Genomic DNA, 21,456 nt, shown 5'->3' with positions numbered 1-21,456 from the left:
ATGAAGATCAGAGAAAGCGGGTGCGCTTACTCGATGATCCCCATGATGTCGCTTTCTTTCATCATCAGCAGCTCTTCGCCGTTGACCTGAACCTCGGTGCCCGACCATTTGCCGAACAGGATCTTGTCGCCAGCTTTTACAGCCATTGCGATCAGTTCGCCGCTGTCCTTGCGCGCGCCTTCGCCGGTTGCAACGACTTCGCCTTCGCTGGGCTTTTCTTTTGCGCTGTCGGGAATGATCAGTCCGCCTGCGGTTTTCTCTTCGCTTTCTACGCGACGAACCAGCACACGGTCATGAAGCGGTTTCAATGCCATCTTTGCAGCTCCTTGGGCTCAAAGTTTGTTTTCCTCCCCTCGCCGACTGACGAGGCGTTAGCACTCGGGTCTCATGAGTGATAACGACGCATAGCTAGGGAGTTGCAGGAAGCGAGTCAACAATATGTGAAAGATTTTTTTGCCTGGCGCGATAAGCAGGCAAGAACAAGGCACCTAGTCTGGCTGATCCCAGCTGTACGCCCAGTGTTTCAGACCTTCTTGCCCTGCCTCAGACAGCGCGTAGACGCCCTTTTCCACTTTTTCGAACCAGCCGTAATGATTGTCGTACATCAAACGTGTCGCCGCACTTACGCCAGTGGCCTTTGCGACATCGGCCCCCTTGCCCGCTCCGTTCTCTGCCAGATGGGCCGCGCATTTTAGCGCATCTTGCCGATAGGCCGTTACGATCCCATGACGCGTGGCACCGCCCGCATTGGGATCGCCCTGCAACCTTTCAAACTCGCGCAGCAACCGCTTGGCCCTGACCTTATCCTTGCGCGGCGCATATGGGCCGGGATCGCATTGAACCTCGACCGCTCCATCAAAGCGCACGGTGATCAGACCCAACCCCAGGCGACGGCACAACGCCAGATTATCCTTCAACGCCCGTCGCGCTGCCCGGCCTTTTGGTTTACAGACCCCAATGTAGACCTGATCGGTTATTTTCAGACGAGTGATAGCTTGGTGAAACAGCGCGAGGCTGAAGCGCAGCTTGAGTTCAACGATCACCGGCTCCTGCCCGTCTCGCAGAGCAACAATGTCGGCGGCGCCAACTTCACCTTTCACGGTATATCCCTGACGTTCCAACAAGGCTTTGATGGGTGGGTAAAGGTCCTGCTCGAGCTTCATAACGCTATGCTATGTAGTTTCGCGCGGATTGCCAGCCACGGTTTGAAGACAAACTACATTGCAACTTACAAGAAGGCAGGAGTACGTCTTGGTCATATTCGCCATTTCCGGAAGGTTTCTTATGCGCTTGCTCAGCTTTTGTCTCGGCCTTTTGCTTCCGATTACCGCCCATGCGGCCTGCGAAGGGAGAGATCTTAGGCTTGACCTGTCGGCCGAAAGTCAAGCTGATCTCGAGAAGACAATCAGTGACATTCCGTTTCCGGAGGGCAACCACTGGATCGCGACAAAAGACGGGACTGTCTTGCACCTGATCGGCACCCTCCACACCAGCGACCCCCGCATGGCACCCGTGGTCGAGCGCTTGGAGCCAGTTCTGAGTCAGGCCGACGCGTTTTTCTTCGAGGTCACACAGGACGAAATGGACGCATTCGAAAAAGATCTGGCCGATGATTTCAGCCCGGTCCTGATTACGTCCGGTCCCACTTTGATTGACCTGATGTCGGAAGAAGATTGGACAGCGCTGTCCGCGACTCTGGCCGAGCGTGGCATTCCCGCCTGGATGGCCGCCAAGATGCGCCCCTGGTTTCTAAGCATGATGTTGGGCATTCCGCCTTGCCTGATGAATACCCCAGACTTTGATCGCGGCATGGACACGCGCCTGACGGAACTGGCCGAACAACACGGGATACCCCAGTATTCGCTAGAGCGGATCGAGGATCTGATCGCCATGTTCGACAGCCATCCTCTGGAGGAACAAGTGGCGTCACTGACCAGGCTGGCCGGGGCGCTGCAGGCCGGGGACGACCAAATGATCACCATGGCGAACGCCTATATCGAAGAGCAGCACGCCGCGATCATTGAGCTTGCGAAAATTCAGGGACTTGAAGCTTCAGGGATGACACCAGAAGAGTTTAACGCCGAATGGAAAGGGTTCGAGGATCAGCTTCTGGTGCAACGCAACGCCAACTGGATGGAAAAGATTCTGGACCTGAAGGATCAGACCGCGGTGATCGCTGTCGGGGCCGGACATCTGAGCAACGACTACGGCTTACTGAACCAGCTACAGCAAGCCGGATATACACTGGAACGCGCTGAATTCTAGGTTTTCAGACCAAGGGTCGCAGCAAGTTTGCTTCCGGGTGACAACCGTGTTTGACCACCCTATAAGGCGCGCAAATCCATATTCTTCAGGACACGAGACATGACAACGCTAGTTTTTGGCCACAAATCTCCCGACACCGATTCCACCGGCTCTCCAATCCTGTGGTCGTGGTATCTGAACGAAGTGAAAGGTGAACAGGCACAGCCCGTTTTGCTAGGCGAACCCAACACCGAAGCCGCCTTTATGCTTGAGCGTTGGGACCTGCCCAAGCCGCAAATCATCGAGGACGTGGCCGAGGATGCACCGGTTGTCATCGTCGACACCAACAATCCGGCCGAGCTGCCCGCCAGCATCAACAGCGCCGATATCCGCGCCATAATCGACCACCACAAACTGGTTGGCGGGCTTGAAACCAAAGGCCCCATCGACATCACTGTGCGCGCGCTGGCCTGCACGGCAACCATCATGGTCGACCTGATGGGTGACGACGCCGCCAAGATGCCCGACGCGATCAAAGGTGCCGCGCTGACCTGCATCCTGTCGGACACACTGGAATTCCGCTCACCCACAACCACCGCGCACGACCGCGCCGTGGCTGAGAAACTGGCGGCTGAACTTGGTCTGGATGTCTCGGCCTACGCCGCCGACATGTTTGCAGCAAAATCGGATGTATCGTCATTCTCGGACGCCGAACTGATCCGCATGGACAGCAAAGAATACGAAGTCGACGGCACCAAGTTCCGGGTCTCGGTTCTGGAAACCACTGCCCCCGGTGTCGTGCTGGATCGCAAGGACAGCATCGTAAGCTCGATGGCTGATGTGGCCAAGGAAGACGGCGTTGATCAGGTGTTGCTGTTCGTGGTCGATATTTTGAACGAAGAAGCGACGCTATTGGTTCCAAATGATCTGGTGAAAAGCGTCGCTGAGAAGAGCTTTGGCGCAACCGTGGACGGTGACGCGGTTGTGTTGCCCGGCGTGATGAGCCGGAAAAAGCAGATCATTCCGAACCTCAAGGTTTGAATTTAGATCATCAAAGGCGCCCGAAACCGGGCGCTTTTTTTGCGAGGCTCTGCCTCGTGCTCCGAGATATTTTTGGCCAGATGAACAAGGGGGTTGATTTCGGCCGCTCCGCCTTGGGCTGCACCTCTGGCCAATTGCGCCACGCTCTGCCATAGGCTTTGACATCTCGCATTCCCTGCTGCACGAGGCGCGCCATGACCCAGATCGTTTCTTCACTCGCTGAAATCTCTGACCGCTACAAAGCGCTGTTTGTTGATTTGTGGGGTTGCGTTCATAATGGGATAACTGCCTACCCAGAGGCCGTCGCGGCACTGCAAGCTTATCGTCAACGTGGTGGCACGGTGGTTCTTGTAACCAATTCCCCCAAGCCTCGGGCCGGGGTTGCCGAGCAGCTTTTACATTTCAATGTGCCGGCAGATTCCTATGACACGATTGCAACCAGCGGTGATTCGGCGCGTTCAGCGATGTTTCGCGGGGCGATTGGCGAAAAAGTCTACTTCATGGGGGAATGGCAGCGGGATGCCGGTTTTTTTGAACCCCTGAAACTGCTGGATCATCCGATCCACATTGAACGCGTTCCGCTGGACGCGGCCGAAGGCATCGTGTGTTGCGGCCCGTTCGACCCGATGGCGGACCCAGATGTGAACCGGCCCGACTTTCTTTATGCCAAGCAGAAAGGGATGAAACTGCTCTGCGCAAATCCGGACATCGTGGTGGACCGAGGCGAAACGCGCGAATGGTGCGCAGGTGCTTTGGCCCGACTTTATACCGAGATGGGTGGTGAAAGCCTATATTTCGGTAAGCCACACCCGCCGATCTACGATCTGGCCCGGCGCAGGTTGCAGGCGATTGGGGTTGATGTGTCGGATTCTGAAATACTTGCCATAGGGGACGGGCCGCAAACAGATATCGCTGGAGGCATGGGGGAAGGCATTGATACCCTCTTCATCACCGGCGGTTTGGCAGCCGCAGAAACCAAAACATCACATCATCCAGACGAAGACGCGTTGAAAGCTCATAACGAGAAGGAACAGATCAATCCAACCTATTCGATTGGTCGCCTGAGATAGCAAAAAAGACTTGATTTTCTGCAACTGCGAAGTAATAAAGTTGCCGACGAGCGGCAGATGATGGTCTTTTGTTGCTCTTTCGATCTCGAATGAGGGCAGCATGTTGGACAACCTTCCGCGCGGAACGATTTGCATCGAAGACATCGAAATGGGCATGTCACGGCACTTGCGCAAAGTCGTGACCGATGAAGATATCGAGATGTTCGCTCAAGTATCGACCGACCGGAATCCGGTTCATCTGGATGATGACTATGCCCGCGATACGATTTTCGAAGGGCGCATTGCGCATGGCATGCTGACCGCCGGCCTGATCTCTGCCGTGATCGGAGAGCAACTGCCCGGACATGGAACCGTGTACATGGGACAATCGCTTAAATTTCTGGCGCCGGTGCGTCCGGGCGACATGGTTTATGCCGAGGTCAAGGTGATCGATATCGATTTTGCCAAACGTCGGGTGAAACTGGATTGCCACTGCGCAGTTGACGGAAAGAAAGTGTTGGTGGGTGAGGCCATGGTGCTGGCTCCGAGCCGCAAGTTCGACTGATAATCCACCTTAACCGAACTGCGGCTTGAACCTGACGGGCAGTCCCGCTAGGCAAGCCGCATGCATATCATCCGGGACTTCCAGTTTGTTGAACCAGAAGACCGAGGCGCAAGTGTCGCCATCGGGAACTTTGACGGTGTTCATCTTGGCCATCAATCCGTCATCGAGTTGGCGCGCAATGCTGAATTGAACGCGCCGCTGGGGGTCATGACATTTGAGCCGCATCCACGAGAGTATTTTTCCCCAGAGGCACCGCCCTTTCGTCTGATGCGCGGCAATGCACGCGCGCACCGGCTGGAAAAACTCGGCGTGCAGAAGCTTTATGAACTGCCTTTTAATTCAACGCTCGCGGGTATGACGCCCGAAGCTTTTGCGAGAAATGTCATATGCGATGGTCTGGGGCTTTCTCATGTTGTCGTGGGTGCCGATTTTTGTTTTGGCAAAGGGCGCAGCGGTAACCCTCAGGACCTGGTTCGCTTTGGCGAAGAGATGGGGTTCGGTGTGACAATCGCGCCCCTGTTGGAGCGCACCGAGAATGTGGTTTCGTCGACTGCGATCCGGACAGCTCTGTCAGAGGGGCGCCCGCGCGATGCGGCAACAATGCTGGGGCACTGGCACCGGATCGAGGGTGAGGTCGTCGGAGGCGAGCAACGCGGACGAGAGTTGGGGTACCCGACAGCCAATATGTCGATCGAAGGACTACACCCTCCGAGATTCGGCGTTTATGCTGTTTTGGTCGACGTCCTGGATGGCCCGCATCAGGGCAGCTATCACGGGGCGGCATCGGTCGGGACCCGGCCCATGTTCCAAGGCGAGGTTCCTAACATCGAGACATTTCTGTTCAATTTCTCAGGTGATCTTTACGGTGCCACGCTGTCCGTTGGTCTGGTCGACTATCTGCGGCCCGAAATGACATTCGACGGCCTTGACGGGTTGATCTCGCAGATGGATGCCGATTGCGCGCGCGCGAGAGAGATACTGGCCAGTACATGACTACGGATCCAATCGATCGAGCTGGCCTCGCGCCCCGATTCTGGGAACGCAAGCCGCTGCGCAAGATGAACCAGCGTGAGTGGGAGGCCCTGTGTGATGGTTGCGGCAAATGCTGTCTTAACAAGCTGGAAGACGAAGATACGGGCGAGGTCGCATTGACCTGTGTTGCCTGTCGCCTGCTGGATGACGAAACTTGCCGGTGCACCCAATATGATATCCGCCACCAATTCGTGCCCGAATGCATCGTCATGACACCCGATAACATCGACAACCATGCCTATTGGCTGCCCCAGACTTGCGCCTATCGACTGCTCTGGGAAGGCAAACCGCTTTACGACTGGCACCCTTTGCTATCAGGTACGCCTGAAAGCGTTCACACCGCCGGAGTCTCCGTGCAGCGGCGAACCGTATCTGAATTCGAAACGCCCATGGAAGAGTGGGAAGACTACATCATCGAGGAGCCGAATTAATGCATTTTGCCTCTGATAATTCCGGGCCTGTTCATCCCGAAGTTCTGGCCGCATTGGCCGAAGCCAATCAGGGCTATCAGATGGCTTATGGCGCCGACACCTTGATGAACGAAGTGCGCGACCAAATCCGCGGCATTTTCGAAGCACCGGGTGCGGCAGTTTATCTGGTCGCTACGGGAACGGCAGCGAATTCACTGGCGTTGGCAACGCTGAGCAAGCCGTGGGAAACCGTGTTCTGTTCACCCGTTGCTCATATCCATGAGGATGAGTGCAATGCCCCCGAATTCTACACCGGCGCGAAACTGACTCTGGTGCCGGGTGGCGACAAGATGACCCCCGAAGCATTGACCAAGTCCATTGAGGGGGAAGAAACCCGCGGCGTGCATGGTCCGCAGCGCGGGCCTGTCTCGATCACTCAGGTGACCGAGCGTGGCTCGGTTTACTCGCTTGCCGAACTTCAAGCCTTGTGTGGCGTTGCCAAGAAGTATGGGTTGCCGGTGCATATGGATGGTGCACGCTTCACTAACGCTCTGGTCGCTTTGAATTGCTCACCGGCAGAGATGACGTGGAAATCTGGTGTTGACGCAGTCAGCTTTGGCGGCACCAAAAACGGGCTGATGGGTGTCGAGGCCGTAATCTTCTTCGACGAAAGCAAAGCTTGGGAGTTCGAGCTGCGGCGCAAGCGCGGGGCGCACCTGTTTTCCAAGCACCGTTACCTGTCTGCCCAGATGGCTGCTTATCTGCAGGATGACCTGTGGCTGAAATCAGCTCGCAAAGCGAATGCCAATTGCGCGCGATTGGCGGATGGTCTGCGGGCAGTCGGGGCAGAATTCCTGCATGAACCCCAGGCAAACATGATTTTCGCAAGCTTTCCCCGCAGCCAACACAAGCGCCTGCACGAGGCCGGTGCCGTCTATCACCTGTGGGGTGGCACGTTGGACGGTGAGGACGAAGACGAGATGCTGGCCTGCCGCCTTGTCTGTGACTGGTCCATCGGAACCGAGCAGATCGATCGGTTTCTGAACCTCTTGTAGCCGTGCCTCCCTGCCCCGGCTATTTCATCTCAGCCAGATGCTTGTCCAGATCATCAAGACGGTCCTGTCCCCAGAACCTCTGATCGTCCGGTGTGATGTAAAATGGTGCCCCGAAAACACCCCGGTCCACGGCTTCTTCCAGATTTGCGGCGTAGGTTTCCGCACCTACCAACAGGCCACTATCAGCTAGATTTGGATTAAATCCTGCCTGTTCCAAGCAATCCCGGATCACGCCATCATCAGAGATGTCCTTTTCTTCTGCCCAGCAGGCACGCAAGAAGGAATGGCAAAGTTTACCCACATCACCTGATCCATCCTGTACTGCTGCGATCACAGCGTAAGAGGACGGTGCCATGTTCGTCGGCCAGTGCGCAGGCTGCAGGTTCAACGGCATATCCAGATTGCGCGCTTGGCGCACCAGTTCCTGCGCGCGGTATTCGATGCGAGAGATATGACGATCTTTTGGTGGCGTTCCACCTGTCCGGCCGAACAGGGCAACAATATCCAATGGTTTATAGTTGATCGTCGCACCGTGTTTTTCCGCGATCTCTTCAAGGCGCATTCCCGCCAGATAGGAATAGGGCGAGAGTGTCGCAAAAAAGTAGTCAATCTGGGCCATGTTCACTTTCTCCGCTGCGTTATCTTTGCGGGACGGTAGACCCATGCTAAGCGGTGTCAACATCACGAATCTGTCACATTGCCACTGCTGCCCGGGGAAAATCAGCCGATGCCGACACTTCACGAACCCAAGCTTATCGCTGGGAACGCCAATCTTCCGCTTGCCGAAACCATTGCACGTCGCATGAGCCTGCATCGCGGCGTTGACCAGGGGCTGGTCGATGCAAGGGTCGAACGGTTCAACGACGGAGAGATTTTCGTCGAGGTTTTCGAGAATGTGCGCGGTGAAGATATGTTTATCGTTCAACCAACCTCGAACCCCGCCAATGACAATCTGATGGAGCTGCTGATCATCGCAGATGCCCTGCGCCGTTCATCCGCAGCCCGGATCACCGCTGTCATTCCGTATTTCGGGTACGCCCGTCAGGACCGCCGCACCAAAGCGCGCACGCCAATCAGCGCCAAGCTGGTGGCAAACATGCTGACTGGTGCGGGTATCGAACGGATTCTAACCATGGATCTGCACGCAGCCCAGATTCAGGGCTTTTTCGACATGCCGGTGGACAACCTTTATGCCTCTCCGATCTTTGCCCTGGATGTGAAGAAACAATTCAAGGATCAGATGGACGACCTGATGGTGGTCTCGCCGGATGTCGGCGGTGTTGCACGTGCCCGTGAATTGGCCAAACGCATCAATGCGCCCCTTTCGATCGTTGACAAACGCCGCGAAAAGGCAGGCGAAGTGGCCGAGATGACGGTCATTGGTGACGTGAAAGACAAAATCTGCCTGATCGTCGATGACATTTGCGATACCGCTGGCACTTTGTGCAAAGCTGCTCAGGTGCTGATGGATAACGGTGCCAAGGAAGTACACTCTTACATCACCCACGGTGTCATGAGTGGACCGGCGGTTGAACGTGTGACCAATTCGGTGATGAAATCTCTGGTCCTATCGGACACGATCCAGCCTACGGCTGAGATCAACAAGGCCGCCAATATCCGCATCGTGCCCACCGCGCCGATCTTTACGCAGGCGATCCTGAACATTTGGAATGGCACAAGCGTATCATCGCTGTTCGAAGACAAGACACTGACGCCGATCTACGAGTCACTTTATCATATGGATTGATCGAAAAACTGCTGACTACCATAGATAATGTCTGAATTCATGACGGCCTGCCTATTCGGCGACCGTCATGATTTCTTCCAACGGTTTTTTCATCTTTGCAACTTTTGGCACCTTCGCGTCGTCTTGCGGGTGGCCTACAGCTACGATCATAATAGGCTTTTCATGATCAGGGCGGTTTAGCAGTTTATTCAGGAATTTCATCGGGTTGGGTGTGTGGGTCAGTGAAACCAGCCCTGCATGGTGCAGCGCAGTCAACAAAAAGCCCGTGGCAATGCCCGTGCTTTCAGGCACGTAGTAGTTTTTGAACCGATCTCCATCATCGAAATGACCCCAACGTTGGGCGAAAATCACTATCAGCCACGGTGCGTCTTCCAGATGCGGCTTCTGATCGTTAGTCCCGATTGGTTCAAGCGCCTTCAGCCATTCATCTCCGGCACCGCCTTCATAAAACCTGCGCTCCTCAGCTTCTGCCTCTTCCCGAATACGGCGTTTCATCTCAGGGTTCGAGATGGCCACAAAGTGCCAGGGCTGATGATTGGCCCCTGAGGGCGCTGTTCCGGCTGCGCGAATGCACTCTTCGATGACCGTGCGCTCGACGGGCCGGTCCGAATAGTCACGCACGGTATGGCGGCGTTTCATCTTGTCGTAGAACGCTCGCGCTTCGGCCAGCATTTCTTCATCAGACAAGTCCATACGATCCGGAAGGTCCAAGGCTTCGTATTCGATATGATCTCGTGCAAACACCTGTAAGATCCTCCGGTTGCGCTAGCCGCTATTTGGGGTGGCCAGTCTTCTTTATGGGACGACGCGCGAAGGTGCGCAATCTTATGTCACGAACAGGCCTGCTTCACGAGATGTCCCAATCGTCTTCATGCGAAACATCTCCAATTGCGGTCCAATTCACCCGAATTCTGGCGATACGCGTATCGGACCAGGTGCGAAACACCGCATTGAATCCTTCCAGCGTTATATCTTCGGCCTGAACTTCAGCCCGTAAAGCGGAAGACGTATCCACATCCCAAAGCACCACGCCTATCTGGACGATTGGCACAGAGCGGAACACTTCTGAAAAACGGACGCTTACGCGACGCTCACGCGGGCCCTCACCAGTCCACATCACGCCACCATCGGCGAAATCGGAAAACAAGACCTCCTCGCCCTGATCAATGCCGATGGGATGGGTTTGAAACTTTTTCATCTATCGTCTTTTATTGTTCAATTCCTGCAGCTTAACTTCAGCGAATGGCAAAATCACGACAAAAAAACGGCCCCGCGTATACGGGGCCGTTCCAAGTGATCAGAATGTCATGAACCCTTACAGGCTCATATGCGTTCCTAGAGCTTCCATGTCAGCCAGCAACTTTGCAGCATCGTCGACGATGGTCTGATCGTCACCGGCCTTGGCTGCCTCGTGCGAGGCGCGGGCGTCAGCGATCAGATCGTCCAGATGCGAACGTGTTACTTCGGCAACTGGGATGGCTTTTTCGGCCAGAACCGACAGGCCATCACCATTGATCTGAGCAAACCCACCGGTGACCAGGTATTCGCTGGAGCCTTCGGGTGCTTCGACCTTCAGGATGCCCGGGCGCAGAGTTGTAATTGTGGGGGCATGATCGGGCATTGCCGTCATGTCCCCGTCCGCGCCGGGAATCTGGACCGCCGTCGCGCTAAGCGAAGCAAGGCTCCGCTCAGGGCTGACGAGGTCGAATTGCATCGTGTTTGCCATCAGAGATACTCCTTAGGCGGCTTCTGCGGCCATCTTCTCCGCTTTGGCGATCACTTCTTCGATGCCGCCAACCATCAGGAAGGCCGCTTCGGGCAGGTGATCGTATTCGCCAGCGACAACCGCTTTGAACGACGCGATGGTCACATCCAGAGGAACCTGAACGCCCGGCGAACCGGTGAAGACTTCGGCCACGTCGAACGGCTGCGACAGGAAGCGTTCGATCTTACGGGCACGGGCCACGGTCAGTTTGTCCTCTTCCGACAGTTCGTCCATCCCGAGGATGGCGATGATGTCCTGCAGCGACTTGTAGCGCTGGAGGATCTGCTGAACGTCGGTTGCAACCTTGTAGTGCTCTTCACCAACGATGGCCGGGTCGAGCAGACGCGAGGTCGAGTCGAGCGGGTCAACCGCCGGGTAGATACCCTTTTCCGAGATCGCACGGTTAAGAACGGTGGTCGCGTCCAAGTGAGCAAACGAGGTTGCTGGCGCCGGGTCGGTTAGGTCGTCCGCAGGCACGTAGATCGCCTGCACGGACGTGATCGAGCCCGACTTGGTCGAGGTGATGCGTTCCTGCAGGGCACCCATGTCGGTGGCCAGGGTCGGCTGGTAGCCCACCGCCGAAGGAATACGACCCAGCAGAGCCGAAACCTCGGAACCCGCCTGCGTGAAGCGGAAGATGTTGTCGACGAAGAACAGAACGTCAGTACCGGACTGGTCGCGGAACTGCTCGGCCAGGGTCAGACCGGTCAGAGCAACACGCGCACGCGCACCCGGAGGTTCGTTCATCTGACCGTAAACCAGGGCCACCTGCGATTCCGACAGGTTGTCCGGTTTAATAACGTTCGATTCGATCATCTCGTGGTACAGGTCGTTGCCTTCACGGGTCCGTTCACCAACACCCGCGAACACCGAGAAGCCCGAGTGCACTTTTGCGATGTTGTTGATCAGTTCCATGATCAGAACGGTTTTACCAACGCCGGCGCCGCCGAACAGGCCGATCTTACCGCCTTTGGCGTATGGGGCCAGCAGGTCAACAACCTTGATGCCGGTTACCAGAACTTCCGACTCGGTCGATTGTTCGTCAAAAGTCGGTGCGGGCTGGTGGATCGCACGGGCTTCGGTTGCTTCAACCGGGCCTTTTTCGTCGATCGGCTCGCCAACCACGTTCAGGATGCGGCCCAGAGTGGCGTTACCAACCGGAACCGAGATCGGTGCACCAGTGTCGGTCACGGCTTCGCCGCGGACCAGACCCTCGGTCGCGTCCATCGCGATGGTACGGACGGTGTTTTCACCCAGGTGCTGAGCAACTTCCAACACCAGGCGCTTGCCGTTGTTGGTGGTTTCCAGCGCGTTCAGAATTTCAGGCAGCTGATCTTCGAAGTGCACGTCGACGACGGCCCCGATGATCTGTGTGACTTTGCCTTTTGCATTCGCCATGTTTCGTCTCCGGTATGTCTCTACAGCGCTTCGGCGCCGGAAATAATTTCAATCAGCTCGTTGGTGATCACGGCCTGACGCGAGCGGTTGAACTGGATCGTCAGCTTGTCGATCATCTCACCCGCGTTGCGTGTCGCGTTGTCCATTGCGGACATCCGTGCACCCTGTTCAGACGCTCCGTTTTCGAGCAGAGCCGAGAAGATCGCGGTGGCAACCCCCTTGGGCAGCAGGTCGGCCAGGATGGCCTCTTCGCTGGGCTCGTAGTCGAATACCGCACCGCTGTCGTCACCCGTCGCTTCGTCTTCGAACGAGGCGGGGATGACCTGCTGTGCCGTCGGGATCTGGGTCACAACGTTGACGAACTTCGAGTAGAAGATCGTGGCAACGTCGAACTCACTCCCGTCAAAGCGGGACAGGACGTCCTTGGCGATGTCTTGCGCGTTGGAATACCCCAGACGCTTGACCTCGCTCAGGTCGATATGTCCAACGAACAGATCGCTAAAATCACGCTTGAGCGCGTCGCGACCTTTTTTGCCGACGGTCAAAACCTTGACCGTCTTGCCTTTGGCGCGCAACTCGTCCGCCTTTTGGCGAGCGAGCTTGGCGATGTTCGAGTTGAAGCCGCCACACAGGCCGCGTTCAGCTGTCATGACAACCAGCAGATGGACATCATCACTGCCCGTGCCACGGAGCAGCTTGGGGGCGCTGTCGCTGCCCCCGACCGAAGCCGCCAGCCCCGCCATCACGGCATTGAACCGCTCGGCATAGGGACGCGAGGCTTCGGCAGATTCCTGGGCGCGACGCAGTTTTGCAGCCGCGACCATCTGCATGGCCTTGGTGATCTTGCGGGTCGATTTGACCGACTCGATCCTGTTTTTAAGGTCCTTAAGATTTGGCATATGCCCGCCTCTCCCTTAAGCGAAGGTTGCGGCGTATTCGTCCAGCGCAGCCTTGATCTTGTCGGAAGCGTCACCCTTGATCTTGGGATCTTCGTCCGTGATCCACTGAAGCAGATCCGCGTGCTTGCCACGCAGATGCGCCAGCAGGCCAGCTTCGTAACGACCAACATCGGACACGTCGATCTTATCGAGGTAACCATTGGTACCGGCGAAAATTACGCAGACGATTTCAGCGTTGGTCAGCGGCGAGTACTGCGGCTGTTTCATCAGCTCGGTCAGACGCGCACCACGGTTCAGCAGCTGCTGGGTCGCGGCGTCGAGGTCAGAACCAAACTGCGCAAAGGCAGCCATTTCGCGGTACTGAGCCAGTTCCAACTTAACTGGACCGGCAACCGACTTCATCGAGTTGGTCTGAGCCGAGGAGCCCACACGCGAAACCGACAGACCGGTGTTCACGGCGGGGCGGATACCCTGATAGAACAGTTCGGTTTCCAGGAAGATCTGGCCGTCGGTGATCGAGATCACGTTGGTCGGAATAAACGCCGAAACGTCACCACCTTGAGTTTCGATAACCGGCAGAGCGGTCAGCGAGCCCGCACCGAAGTCTTCGTTCAGCTTTGCCGAACGTTCCAACAGACGCGAGTGGAGGTAGAAAACGTCGCCAGGATAGGCTTCACGTCCGGGCGGACGGCGCAGCAGCAGCGACATCTGACGATAGGACACAGCCTGCTTCGACAGGTCATCATAGATGATCAGCGCATGGCGGCCGTTGTCGCGGAAGTATTCGGCCATCGCGGTTGCGGCGTAAGGTGCAAGGAACTGCATCGGTGCCGGGTCGGACGCGGTTGCCGCCACAACGATCGAGTAGTCGATCGCGCCGGACTCTTCCAGTTTCTTCACCAGCTGAGCAACGGTCGAACGCTTCTGACCGATCGCAACGTACACGCAGTACAGCTTCTTCGACTCGTCGTCGCCTGCTGCGTCGTTGTAAACTTTCTGGTTCAGGATCGCGTCCAGAGCAACGGCGGTTTTACCGGTCTGACGGTCACCAATGATCAGCTCACGCTGGCCACGGCCGATTGGGATCATTGCGTCAACCGATTTCAGGCCCGTTGCCATCGGCTCGTGAACCGATTTACGCGGAATGATGCCCGGCGCTTTAACGTCTGCAACGCCACGCTTGGTCGCGTTGATCGGGCCTTTGCCGTCCAGCGGGTTGCCCAGACCGTCAACAACGCGGCCCAGCAACTCGTCACCGATCGGAACGTCCACGATCGAGTTGGTGCGCTTAACAGTGTCACCTTCTTTGATGTCACGGTCAGAACCGAAGATAACGACACCAACGTTGTCGCTTTCCAGGTTCAGGGCCATGCCCATGATGCCACCGGGGAATTCGACCATTTCGCCCGCTTGCACGTTGTCCAGGCCGTATACACGGGCAATCCCGTCACCGACGCTCAGCACGCGGCCGATCTCGGCCACTTCGGCTTCCTGACCAAAATTCTTGATCTGGTCCTTCAGGATTGCAGAAATCTCTGCAGCTTGGATTCCCATTTATCCGACCTCTTTCATTGCATTCTGTAGGGAGTTCAGCTTCGAACGGATCGAGCTATCGATCATTTTCGAGCCCACTTTAACGACAAGACCGCCGATGAGGCTTTCATCAACGGTCGCATTGATTGTCACGGTCTTGCCCACACGCTCGGACAGCGTCTTGGACAGTTTATCCATTTGGGTCTTGGTGAGCGCCTTGGCCGAGGCGACATCGGCGGTCACCTCGCCACGCTCGTCAGCCAGCATGTCGCGCAAAACCTGCACCAGTTGCGGTACAACGAACAGACGACGTTTCTGCGCCATCAGACCCAACGTATTGCGCAGGATGGCATGTAGGCCCATCTTGTCAGCAACAGCAGTGATTGCGCTTTCCTGTTCGGCGCGCGAAACCAAAGGCGATGCGATCAGGTCGCGCAATTCAGCGCTGTCACCCAATGCTGCTGCCAGATCGTTGATTCCGGTTTCCAGACCTGCAAGGTCATTATTCTCTTTAGCGATCTCGAAGATCGCGGTGGCATAGCGCTCGGCGATGCCAGTGGAAATCGAAGCTGGTTCGGACACGTCCACCCTTCCGATATTTGAGGCCCCGATTTTGAGTAGCGGCCGCTACCTTGGGGCGTGAGGAAACCCCGTCCATTTAGGGCGGGGATCAAAATCACCGGGGATGTAGCAGAGGTGTTCCAACCAAGCAATACGCTATAGCGGTAACAGTTTTATCCACAAATTATTATTTTTCATACACTTAACCCAACTGCGACCCTTTGGACCGATTGGGGCAGTTGAAAAATGTTACGAATATGCAGGTTTTTGCGATTCCTGTGACCTTTTTCCCGCATTTTTTCCGTTCAAAATGCGCCGGACTGTCACGCAGGCTTCAACAAACCATCCAACGCTTTGATCGGGCGCTTCGCTGTGTCTTTAGTAACGCTTCCGCTAGGCGGGCGAATGAGTTTACTGGCCTCAACCATAAGCACGCCTCCGGCCATGACGGTTGGGATGCGTTGTCCAGTCTTCTCGATCAGGCTACCTGATTTTAGCCAGAACCGACGGAACGAAGGCGGCAGGTAAAGCGCCGAGCAATGGTTTTCGGGGACGAAGTGGTGCGCTCGCAATTGGTTTTCCAATTGGGTCGTTGAATAGGGCTGCCCAAAGCCAAACGGCGTCCGGTCTGAGCGCGACCAAAGCCCGGCCCGGTTCGGTACGACAAATAGCACACGCCCTCCGGGCCCCAGAACGCGCCAGCATTCTTCCAGCAATTGGCTGGGTCGGTTTGAAGTTTCCAAACCATGCATCACCACGAGTTTATCCACATGGCCAGTTTCGATTGGCCACATCGTCTCTTCGGTCAGAACGGAAACATTGGGCATCCCCGCAGGCCATGGCATTACACCCTGCGGACCAGGCATAAGACCAATCACACGACGCGCATCTTTGAGGTAAGGCCGCAATAAAGGTACGGCAAAACCAAATCCGACCACAGTTTGCCCTTTGGCTTCGGGCCAAAGATCCACCAACCGACCACGGATCGCTGCCTGGGCCGCGCGACCCAGAGTGCTGCGATAGTAGAAATTCCTCAGATCCTGCACATCAAGATGCATTGCGGACACCCGGTCAATCGGCTTAGCTGGGCGCAGTCTAGCAATGAAAGGGCAAAAGGCCATGCCTCTTGAGATCGTTACCATTCCTTGCCTCAGCGATAATTACGCCTTTCTAGCCCATGATCCGGCCAGCGGTGAGACTGCCTTGATCGATGCGCCAGAGGCAGCTCCGATTCTGGCCGAACTGGATTCTGCGCGGCTGGCAGCTAAGCCATGTGTTGCTGACCCATCATCATTGGGATCATGTGGACGGGCTGGGCGACATTCTGGCGAAACAGCCCGCGCGTGTGATCGGCGCAAAAGCAGATGAGCATCGGTTGCCAAAACTCGATCAGGCGGTGGTTGAAGGTGACACTTTTTATATCGGCGGTGAGCCGGTCGAGGTTCTTGATGTGTCCGGGCACACAATTGGGCACATTGCATTCTACATGCGCCAAACTGGCGTTGTATTCACCGCTGACAGCCTGATGGCGCTGGGATGTGGGCGATTGTTCGAGGGCACGCCTGCGCAAATGTGGGCCTCTCTCAGCAAGTTGGCGGCCCTGCCCGATGAAACAATCGTGTGCTCAGGCCACGAATACACACAGGCAAACGCCAAGTTCGCCCTGACCATCGATCCCGACAACCCAGCCTTGCTTGACCGCGTGGCCGATATTAATCGCGCCCGCGCTGCCGGAGAACCCACTGTGCCTTCGCTTTTAGGCCTGGAAAAGGCGACAAATCCGTTTCTAAGGGCCACTGATCCGGCGATTCAGGCCCATCTGGGCATGGAAAACTCTGATCCCGTGTCCGTATTCGCCGAAATTCGAGCCCAAAAAGACAGCTTTTAACCCGTTTCAAGCCCCAATCACGGCCACGGTCACAACAAATGTGACTGTCAAGTGAAAGAAAACCCTTGAAGCCGGGGCGGGATCAACCAAACTCTAATAGTATGAGGACATGGTTGGGATGGGGATCCGGCCTGCAGCCCGCCCCCTTCCGGCCCAATACAGAGGAGCACCCGCGTGCCTTCATTCTCGAGCACACTTGAACAAGCCATCCACGCGGCCCTTGCGGCGGCGAATGAACGGCGACATGAATTCGCAACGCTAGAGCATCTGCTGCTGGCGCTGTTGGAAGAACCCGATGCGGTACGCGTCATGAAAGCGTGCAGTGTTGATCTTGATGAGTTGCGCAGCACACTTGTCGAATTCATCGACGAAGATCTGTCGAACCTGGTCACAGATATCGACGGGTCCGAAGCCGTACCAACGGCGGCATTCCAGCGCGTCATTCAGCGTGCCGCAATCCACGTTCAAAGCTCTGGCCGCACCGAGGTGACTGGGGCCAATGTTCTTGTCGCGATCTTTGCCGAGCGTGAAAGCAACGCGGCCTATTTCCTGCAGGAACAGGACATGACCCGCTATGACGCGGTGAACTTCATCGCGCATGGCGTGGCCAAAGATCCCGCCTACGGTGAAAACCGCCCGGTAACCGGAGCCGATGAAGCTGAAGAAGAAGCGCAAACAGCCAGCAGCGATGCCGATCAAAAGGAAAGCGCGCTTGGCAAGTATTGCGTTGATCTGAACGCCAAATCGCGCGCCGGTGATGTCGATCCGCTGATCGGACGCTCGGACGAGGTTGAACGCTGCATTCAGGTGCTGTGCCGTCGTCGCAAGAACAACCCGCTGCTGGTGGGTGATCCCGGTGTCGGCAAGACCGCCATCGCCGAAGGTCTTGCGCATAAGATCGTGGCTGGTGAGGCACCGGACGTTCTGTCGGAAACCACAATCTATTCGCTGGATATGGGTGCCCTGCTCGCCGGAACCCGCTATCGCGGTGATTTCGAGGAGCGGCTGAAAGCTGTTGTGACTGAGTTGGAAGAGCACCCCGACGCGGTTCTCTTCATCGACGAAATTCATACGGTAATCGGCGCGGGTGCGACCTCGGGCGGTGCGATGGATGCATCGAACCTGCTGAAGCCAGCGCTTCAGGGTGGCAAACTGCGCACCATGGGCTCGACCACGTATAAAGAGTTCCGTCAGCATTTCGAAAAAGACCGCGCGCTGAGCCGCCGATTCCAGAAAATCGACGTGAACGAACCGTCGGTCGAGGACAGTGTAAAAATTCTGCGTGGCTTGAAACCCTATTTCGAAGAGCATCACTCGATCAAATATACTGCCGACGCGATCAAGACGGCTGTCGAACTGTCGGCGCGCTACATCAATGACCGCAAACTGCCCGACAAGGCCATCGATGTGATCGATGAGGCCGGGGCGGCACAGCACCTGCTGGCCGAAAGCAAGCGTCGCAAGACCATCGGCGTCAAAGAGATTGAGGCGGTGGTTGCCAAGATCGCGCGTATTCCGCCCAAGAACGTCACCAAAGACGATGCCGAAGTTCTGAAAGATCTCGAAACCTCGCTGAAACGCGTGGTGTTCGGTCAGGATGAAGCCATCGAAGCGCTGTCCAGCGCCATCAAACTGGCCCGTGCCGGTTTGAGGGAGCCTGAAAAACCCATTGGCAACTACTTGTTTGCCGGTCCGACCGGTGTGGGTAAAACCGAGGTGGCGAAACAGTTGGCAGATACGCTGGGTGTGGAACTGCTGCGCTTCGACATGTCGGAATACATGGAGAAGCACGCCGTCAGCCGCCTGATTGGTGCACCTCCGGGCTATGTCGGGTTTGATCAGGGCGGTCTGCTGACCGATGGCGTTGACCAGCATCCGCATTGCGTATTGCTGTTGGATGAGATTGAAAAAGCGCATCCGGACGTGTTCAACATCCTGTTGCAGGTGATGGATCACGGCGAACTGACCGACCACAATGGCCGGACGGTGAACTTCCGCAATGTAGTGCTGATCATGACCTCCAACGCGGGTGCTCAGGAACAGGCTAAGGCAGCCATCGGCTTTGCCCGTGATCGCCGCGAGGGTGAGGACACCGCCGCCATCGAACGCATGTTCACGCCGGAATTCCGCAACCGTCTGGACGCCGTGATCTCATTCGCGCCGCTGCCGAAAGAGGTCATCCTGCAGGTCGTCGAGAAATTCGTCCTGCAACTTGAAGCGCAGTTGCTGGATCGTGGCGTGACCATCGATCTGACACCCCGCGCCGCCGAATGGCTGGCCGACAAAGGCTATGATGACAAGATGGGTGCGCGTCCTCTGGGTCGTGTCATTCAGGAGCACATCAAGAAACCTCTGGCCGAGGAACTGCTATTCGGCAAACTGGCCAAAGGCGGCGTGGTCCGCGTCTCGATGAAGAAGGGCGAGCTGAACCTGGAAATCCTGGGTCCCGATCAGCCCCGCATTCCGGGCGACAAGCCCCCGCTTTTGACAGCGGACTAACCCACGGCTTCTATAACGAAAAACGCCCGCCCTCTCGGTGGGCGTTTTTCATGTTTGTCAGGTAATCAAAGGTGGTTCGTACCAGCCTTATCGCTCTGTCAGCTTCAACTCGATCCGACGATTCTGGGCGCGCGCTTCGGGTGTGTCGGCGGGATTAACAGGCTGGAATTCTCCGAACCCGTTTGCCGCCAAACGATCAGGTGGAATGCCCAGCGCATCAACCATGTAGCGCACCACAGAAAGGGCACGGCCCTGGCTGAGCTCCCAGTTGTCGCGATATCGTCCGCTTCCTGCAAGTGGCACATTGTCGGTGTGACCATCGACACGGATGACCCAGTTCAACCCTTCGGGTATTTCGGCGGCAACGCTTCGCAGGATATTGGCAACTTTGGCAACCTCCTGACGGCCTTCCGCGGACAGGTTTGCGGACCCGGTGGCAAACAGCACTTCCGACGAGAACACGAAGCGGTCACCTTCGATGCGCACACCATCCTGATCACCCAGCACATCGCGCAACCGTCCGAAGAATTCCGAGCGATAGCGCTGCAAATCCTCAGCCTGCGCCGCAAGTTCCTGATTTTGGCCCGCCAATTTCTCGGCCTCGGCCTCCAGCCGGATGCGTTCAGCTTCTTCCAGCAGTCGGCGACGACGCTCTTCTGAGGCCGCACGCGCCAGAGCGGCGTTCAGATCCTGGCCCAGCGTCTGTATCTGGATCTCAGCGGCGGTATTACGTTCTTCGTAATCGTCTAACAAAGCCTGCAGCGATCCCAACTGGCTGCGCAGGGCTGCCATCTGCTGATTAAGCAGCGCGGTCTGACGTTGCGCTTCGGTCGAGATTTCCTGTTCCGATGCAAGCGCCTCTCGGGCGAGCGCCAGCAGCGCCGCGCGCTCCTCGGCCAGCGACCTTTGTTCAGCTTCATTTGCTTGTGCTTGGGTTTGGGCATCCAGCGCCGCCTGCAGTTGTTCCCTCAGTTCTTCGGCATTGATCTCACCGAACTGACGCTCAAGCTCTGCCTTGGCAGCCTGTGCCGCAGCTAGCAAAGTCAGGGTATCCTCTGCTTCCTTTCGCTGCGCTTCCAGCGCCAAGGTCATCGCTGTCAGTTCGGCATCTGCATTCTGCAATCGATCACGCAACGCCTCAGCAGCGGCGGCTTCGGCCAGACGCGCGGCTTCTTCCTCGGTCAGTTGCTGTTCTAGCTCGGATATCTGAGCTGCCTGTGCATCTTCGCTGGTTTCAAGTTCGGCGACGAGAGCTTCAAGTGCTTCGCGTCGAGCCGCGGCAAGGCGGGCGGCTTCAGCCTGTGCGTCGATTTCTTGTCTGCTTTGAGCAAGTGCCAAATTCAAGGCATCTTGTTCATTTAGCAACTCATCGCGTTGCGTTTCTAGCGCGGCGATATCCCCCTGCGCACGCGCCTGATCAGCCAGCAAAGCCGCGACCTGTGCTTCAAAGTCGGTTATGCGGGTTTGTGCCTGCGCCAGATCATCTTCGACCTGATTAAGCGTTGCATTCAAGTTCCCAAGACGCGCTTGAAGACGGCTGTTTTCCCGCTCTTCCAGCCCCAGCGCCCCGGCCAGCGCGGCGATTTCGTCGGACAGCGCAGTCAGTTCATCCTCTTGACCTGAAATGGTTTCGCGCAGCACAAATTGCACGACCATGAAGATGGTCAGCACAAAGGTCAGCACCATCAACAATCCCGTCATCGCATCCACGAAGCCGGGCCAGACCGAGCCCGAAAACCGTTGACCTGTGCGGCGGGACAGCGCCATGAG

The 21,456-nt window shown here is 56.7% G+C and carries 21 protein-coding genes and 1 pseudogene; 10 read left to right on the top strand and 12 right to left on the bottom strand.

Going from position 1 to position 21,456, the window contains the following annotated elements; genetic code table 11:
• Positions 1–26: 26 nt before the first annotated feature.
• Complete coding sequence (groES, locus tag AC1DFB_RS02140) at positions 27–314, bottom strand: co-chaperone GroES (protein ID WP_010441779.1); 288 nt, start codon at positions 312–314, stop codon at positions 27–29.
• A gap of 174 nt (positions 315–488) precedes the next feature.
• Positions 489–1,163, bottom strand: a complete 675-nt coding sequence (locus AC1DFB_RS02135) for a DUF2161 family putative PD-(D/E)XK-type phosphodiesterase (protein WP_170647805.1) — start codon at positions 1,161–1,163, stop codon at positions 489–491.
• 121 nt (positions 1,164–1,284) lie between these two features.
• Here AC1DFB_RS02135 and AC1DFB_RS02130 point away from each other — a divergent pair, with 121 nt between their 5' ends.
• The 7 genes from AC1DFB_RS02130 (at position 1,285) to AC1DFB_RS02100 (ending at position 7,396) form a co-directional block, all read left to right on the top strand.
• Entirely contained in the window at positions 1,285–2,265 is a 981-nt protein-coding gene (locus AC1DFB_RS02130; RefSeq protein ID WP_480922033.1) for a TraB/GumN family protein, read from the top strand.
• A 99-nt stretch (positions 2,266–2,364) separates the two neighbouring features.
• A complete protein-coding gene (locus AC1DFB_RS02125) occupies positions 2,365–3,285 on the top strand; it encodes a manganese-dependent inorganic pyrophosphatase (protein ID WP_480922032.1) in 921 nt (306 codons plus the stop codon).
• A 194-nt stretch (positions 3,286–3,479) separates the two neighbouring features.
• Positions 3,480–4,355 carry a TIGR01459 family HAD-type hydrolase gene (locus AC1DFB_RS02120; protein WP_170392423.1) on the top strand — a complete coding sequence of 292 codons (876 nt, stop codon included), beginning with the start codon at positions 3,480–3,482 and terminating at the stop codon, positions 4,353–4,355.
• Between the two features lie 100 nt (positions 4,356–4,455).
• Positions 4,456–4,899 (top strand): MaoC family dehydratase, encoded by a 444-nt coding sequence (locus AC1DFB_RS02115; protein WP_074736482.1) that lies wholly within the window; start codon positions 4,456–4,458, stop codon positions 4,897–4,899.
• 60 nt (positions 4,900–4,959) lie between these two features.
• Positions 4,960–5,892 (top strand): bifunctional riboflavin kinase/FAD synthetase, encoded by a 933-nt coding sequence (locus AC1DFB_RS02110; RefSeq protein ID WP_170392424.1) that lies wholly within the window; start codon positions 4,960–4,962, stop codon positions 5,890–5,892.
• A complete protein-coding gene (locus AC1DFB_RS02105) occupies positions 5,889–6,362 on the top strand; it encodes a YcgN family cysteine cluster protein (RefSeq protein WP_170512517.1) in 474 nt (157 codons plus the stop codon). The genes AC1DFB_RS02110 and AC1DFB_RS02105 overlap by 4 nt, the downstream gene beginning before the upstream one ends.
• On the top strand, positions 6,362–7,396 hold the full coding sequence (locus AC1DFB_RS02100) for a threonine aldolase family protein (protein WP_480922031.1): 1,035 nt from the start codon (positions 6,362–6,364) through the stop codon (positions 7,394–7,396). Before AC1DFB_RS02105 ends, AC1DFB_RS02100 begins: the two co-directional genes overlap by 1 nt.
• 19 nt (positions 7,397–7,415) lie before the next feature.
• On the opposite strand, the gene AC1DFB_RS02095 is transcribed toward AC1DFB_RS02100, so the two are convergent.
• Complete coding sequence (locus AC1DFB_RS02095; RefSeq protein WP_170512521.1) at positions 7,416–8,015, bottom strand: 2-hydroxychromene-2-carboxylate isomerase; 600 nt, start codon at positions 8,013–8,015, stop codon at positions 7,416–7,418.
• A gap of 108 nt (positions 8,016–8,123) precedes the next feature.
• Between AC1DFB_RS02095 and AC1DFB_RS02090 the strand changes: the two genes are divergently transcribed.
• Positions 8,124–9,143: a ribose-phosphate pyrophosphokinase gene (locus AC1DFB_RS02090; RefSeq protein ID WP_170392433.1), complete on the top strand. Its 1,020-nt coding sequence runs from the start codon at positions 8,124–8,126 to the stop codon at positions 9,141–9,143.
• Positions 9,144–9,194: 51 nt separating this feature from the next.
• On the opposite strand, the gene AC1DFB_RS02085 is transcribed toward AC1DFB_RS02090, so the two are convergent.
• The 8 genes from AC1DFB_RS02085 to AC1DFB_RS02050 form a co-directional block, all read right to left on the bottom strand.
• Positions 9,195–9,887 (bottom strand): nitroreductase family protein, encoded by a 693-nt coding sequence (locus AC1DFB_RS02085; RefSeq protein WP_170401865.1) that lies wholly within the window; start codon positions 9,885–9,887, stop codon positions 9,195–9,197.
• A 103-nt stretch (positions 9,888–9,990) separates the two neighbouring features.
• Complete coding sequence (locus AC1DFB_RS02080) at positions 9,991–10,341, bottom strand: H-type lectin domain-containing protein (protein WP_170420549.1); 351 nt, start codon at positions 10,339–10,341, stop codon at positions 9,991–9,993.
• Between the two features lie 117 nt (positions 10,342–10,458).
• Positions 10,459–10,869, bottom strand: a complete 411-nt coding sequence (locus tag AC1DFB_RS02075; protein WP_170392439.1) for a F0F1 ATP synthase subunit epsilon — start codon at positions 10,867–10,869, stop codon at positions 10,459–10,461.
• Positions 10,870–10,881: 12 nt separating this feature from the next.
• Complete coding sequence (atpD, locus tag AC1DFB_RS02070; RefSeq protein WP_039537698.1) at positions 10,882–12,306, bottom strand: F0F1 ATP synthase subunit beta; 1,425 nt, start codon at positions 12,304–12,306, stop codon at positions 10,882–10,884.
• Between the two features lie 20 nt (positions 12,307–12,326).
• Complete coding sequence (locus tag AC1DFB_RS02065; RefSeq protein ID WP_170401874.1) at positions 12,327–13,205, bottom strand: F0F1 ATP synthase subunit gamma; 879 nt, start codon at positions 13,203–13,205, stop codon at positions 12,327–12,329.
• Positions 13,206–13,220: 15 nt separating this feature from the next.
• Entirely contained in the window at positions 13,221–14,759 is a 1,539-nt protein-coding gene (gene atpA, locus AC1DFB_RS02060; RefSeq protein ID WP_170392443.1) for a F0F1 ATP synthase subunit alpha, read from the bottom strand.
• The gene (locus tag AC1DFB_RS02055; protein WP_170392445.1) at positions 14,760–15,320 is read right to left on the bottom strand and encodes a F0F1 ATP synthase subunit delta; all 561 of its coding nucleotides are present in this window, start codon (positions 15,318–15,320) and stop codon (positions 14,760–14,762) included.
• Between the two features lie 302 nt (positions 15,321–15,622).
• On the bottom strand, positions 15,623–16,357 hold the full coding sequence (locus AC1DFB_RS02050; protein WP_170401881.1) for a methyltransferase domain-containing protein: 735 nt from the start codon (positions 16,355–16,357) through the stop codon (positions 15,623–15,625).
• A 61-nt stretch (positions 16,358–16,418) separates the two neighbouring features.
• Between AC1DFB_RS02050 and gloB the strand changes: the two are divergent.
• Positions 16,419–17,187, top strand: a pseudogene (gene gloB / locus AC1DFB_RS02045) (hydroxyacylglutathione hydrolase).
• A gap of 174 nt (positions 17,188–17,361) precedes the next feature.
• On the top strand, positions 17,362–19,686 hold the full coding sequence (gene clpA, locus AC1DFB_RS02040; RefSeq protein WP_170588742.1) for an ATP-dependent Clp protease ATP-binding subunit ClpA: 2,325 nt from the start codon (positions 17,362–17,364) through the stop codon (positions 19,684–19,686).
• 87 nt (positions 19,687–19,773) lie between these two features.
• Here the strand turns inward: clpA and AC1DFB_RS02035 are convergent, their stop codons facing one another.
• Positions 19,774–21,453, bottom strand: a complete 1,680-nt coding sequence (locus tag AC1DFB_RS02035; protein ID WP_170636080.1) for a peptidoglycan -binding protein — start codon at positions 21,451–21,453, stop codon at positions 19,774–19,776.
• Positions 21,454–21,456: the final 3 nt, after the last annotated feature.

It is taken from the genome of Ruegeria sp. S84 (assembly GCF_056583445.1).
Note: the sequence above shows the minus strand (reverse complement) of the source record. Positions and strands in the feature narration are given on the sequence as shown.

Bases quoted from the DNA above. Each gene is read 5' to 3' on its own strand.
- groES (WP_010441779.1), bottom strand. From the start codon at position 314: ATGGCATTGAAACCGCTTCATGACCGTGTGCTGGTTCGTCGCGTAGAA.
- AC1DFB_RS02135 (WP_170647805.1), bottom strand. From the start codon at position 1,163: ATGAAGCTCGAGCAGGACCTTTACCCACCCATCAAAGCCTTGTTGGAA.
- AC1DFB_RS02130 (WP_480922033.1), top strand. From the start codon at position 1,285: ATGCGCTTGCTCAGCTTTTGTCTCGGCCTTTTGCTTCCGATTACCGCC.
- AC1DFB_RS02125 (WP_480922032.1), top strand. From the start codon at position 2,365: ATGACAACGCTAGTTTTTGGCCACAAATCTCCCGACACCGATTCCACC.
- AC1DFB_RS02120 (WP_170392423.1), top strand. From the start codon at position 3,480: ATGACCCAGATCGTTTCTTCACTCGCTGAAATCTCTGACCGCTACAAA.
- AC1DFB_RS02115 (WP_074736482.1), top strand. From the start codon at position 4,456: ATGTTGGACAACCTTCCGCGCGGAACGATTTGCATCGAAGACATCGAA.
- AC1DFB_RS02110 (WP_170392424.1), top strand. From the start codon at position 4,960: ATGCATATCATCCGGGACTTCCAGTTTGTTGAACCAGAAGACCGAGGC.
- AC1DFB_RS02105 (WP_170512517.1), top strand. From the start codon at position 5,889: ATGACTACGGATCCAATCGATCGAGCTGGCCTCGCGCCCCGATTCTGG.
- AC1DFB_RS02100 (WP_480922031.1), top strand. From the start codon at position 6,362: ATGCATTTTGCCTCTGATAATTCCGGGCCTGTTCATCCCGAAGTTCTG.
- AC1DFB_RS02095 (WP_170512521.1), bottom strand. From the start codon at position 8,015: ATGGCCCAGATTGACTACTTTTTTGCGACACTCTCGCCCTATTCCTAT.
- AC1DFB_RS02090 (WP_170392433.1), top strand. From the start codon at position 8,124: ATGCCGACACTTCACGAACCCAAGCTTATCGCTGGGAACGCCAATCTT.
- AC1DFB_RS02080 (WP_170420549.1), bottom strand. From the start codon at position 10,341: ATGAAAAAGTTTCAAACCCATCCCATCGGCATTGATCAGGGCGAGGAG.
- AC1DFB_RS02075 (WP_170392439.1), bottom strand. From the start codon at position 10,869: ATGGCAAACACGATGCAATTCGACCTCGTCAGCCCTGAGCGGAGCCTT.
- atpD (WP_039537698.1), bottom strand. From the start codon at position 12,306: ATGGCGAATGCAAAAGGCAAAGTCACACAGATCATCGGGGCCGTCGTC.
- AC1DFB_RS02065 (WP_170401874.1), bottom strand. From the start codon at position 13,205: ATGCCAAATCTTAAGGACCTTAAAAACAGGATCGAGTCGGTCAAATCG.
- atpA (WP_170392443.1), bottom strand. From the start codon at position 14,759: ATGGGAATCCAAGCTGCAGAGATTTCTGCAATCCTGAAGGACCAGATC.
- AC1DFB_RS02050 (WP_170401881.1), bottom strand. From the start codon at position 16,357: ATGCATCTTGATGTGCAGGATCTGAGGAATTTCTACTATCGCAGCACT.
- AC1DFB_RS02035 (WP_170636080.1), bottom strand. From the start codon at position 21,453: ATGGCGCTGTCCCGCCGCACAGGTCAACGGTTTTCGGGCTCGGTCTGG.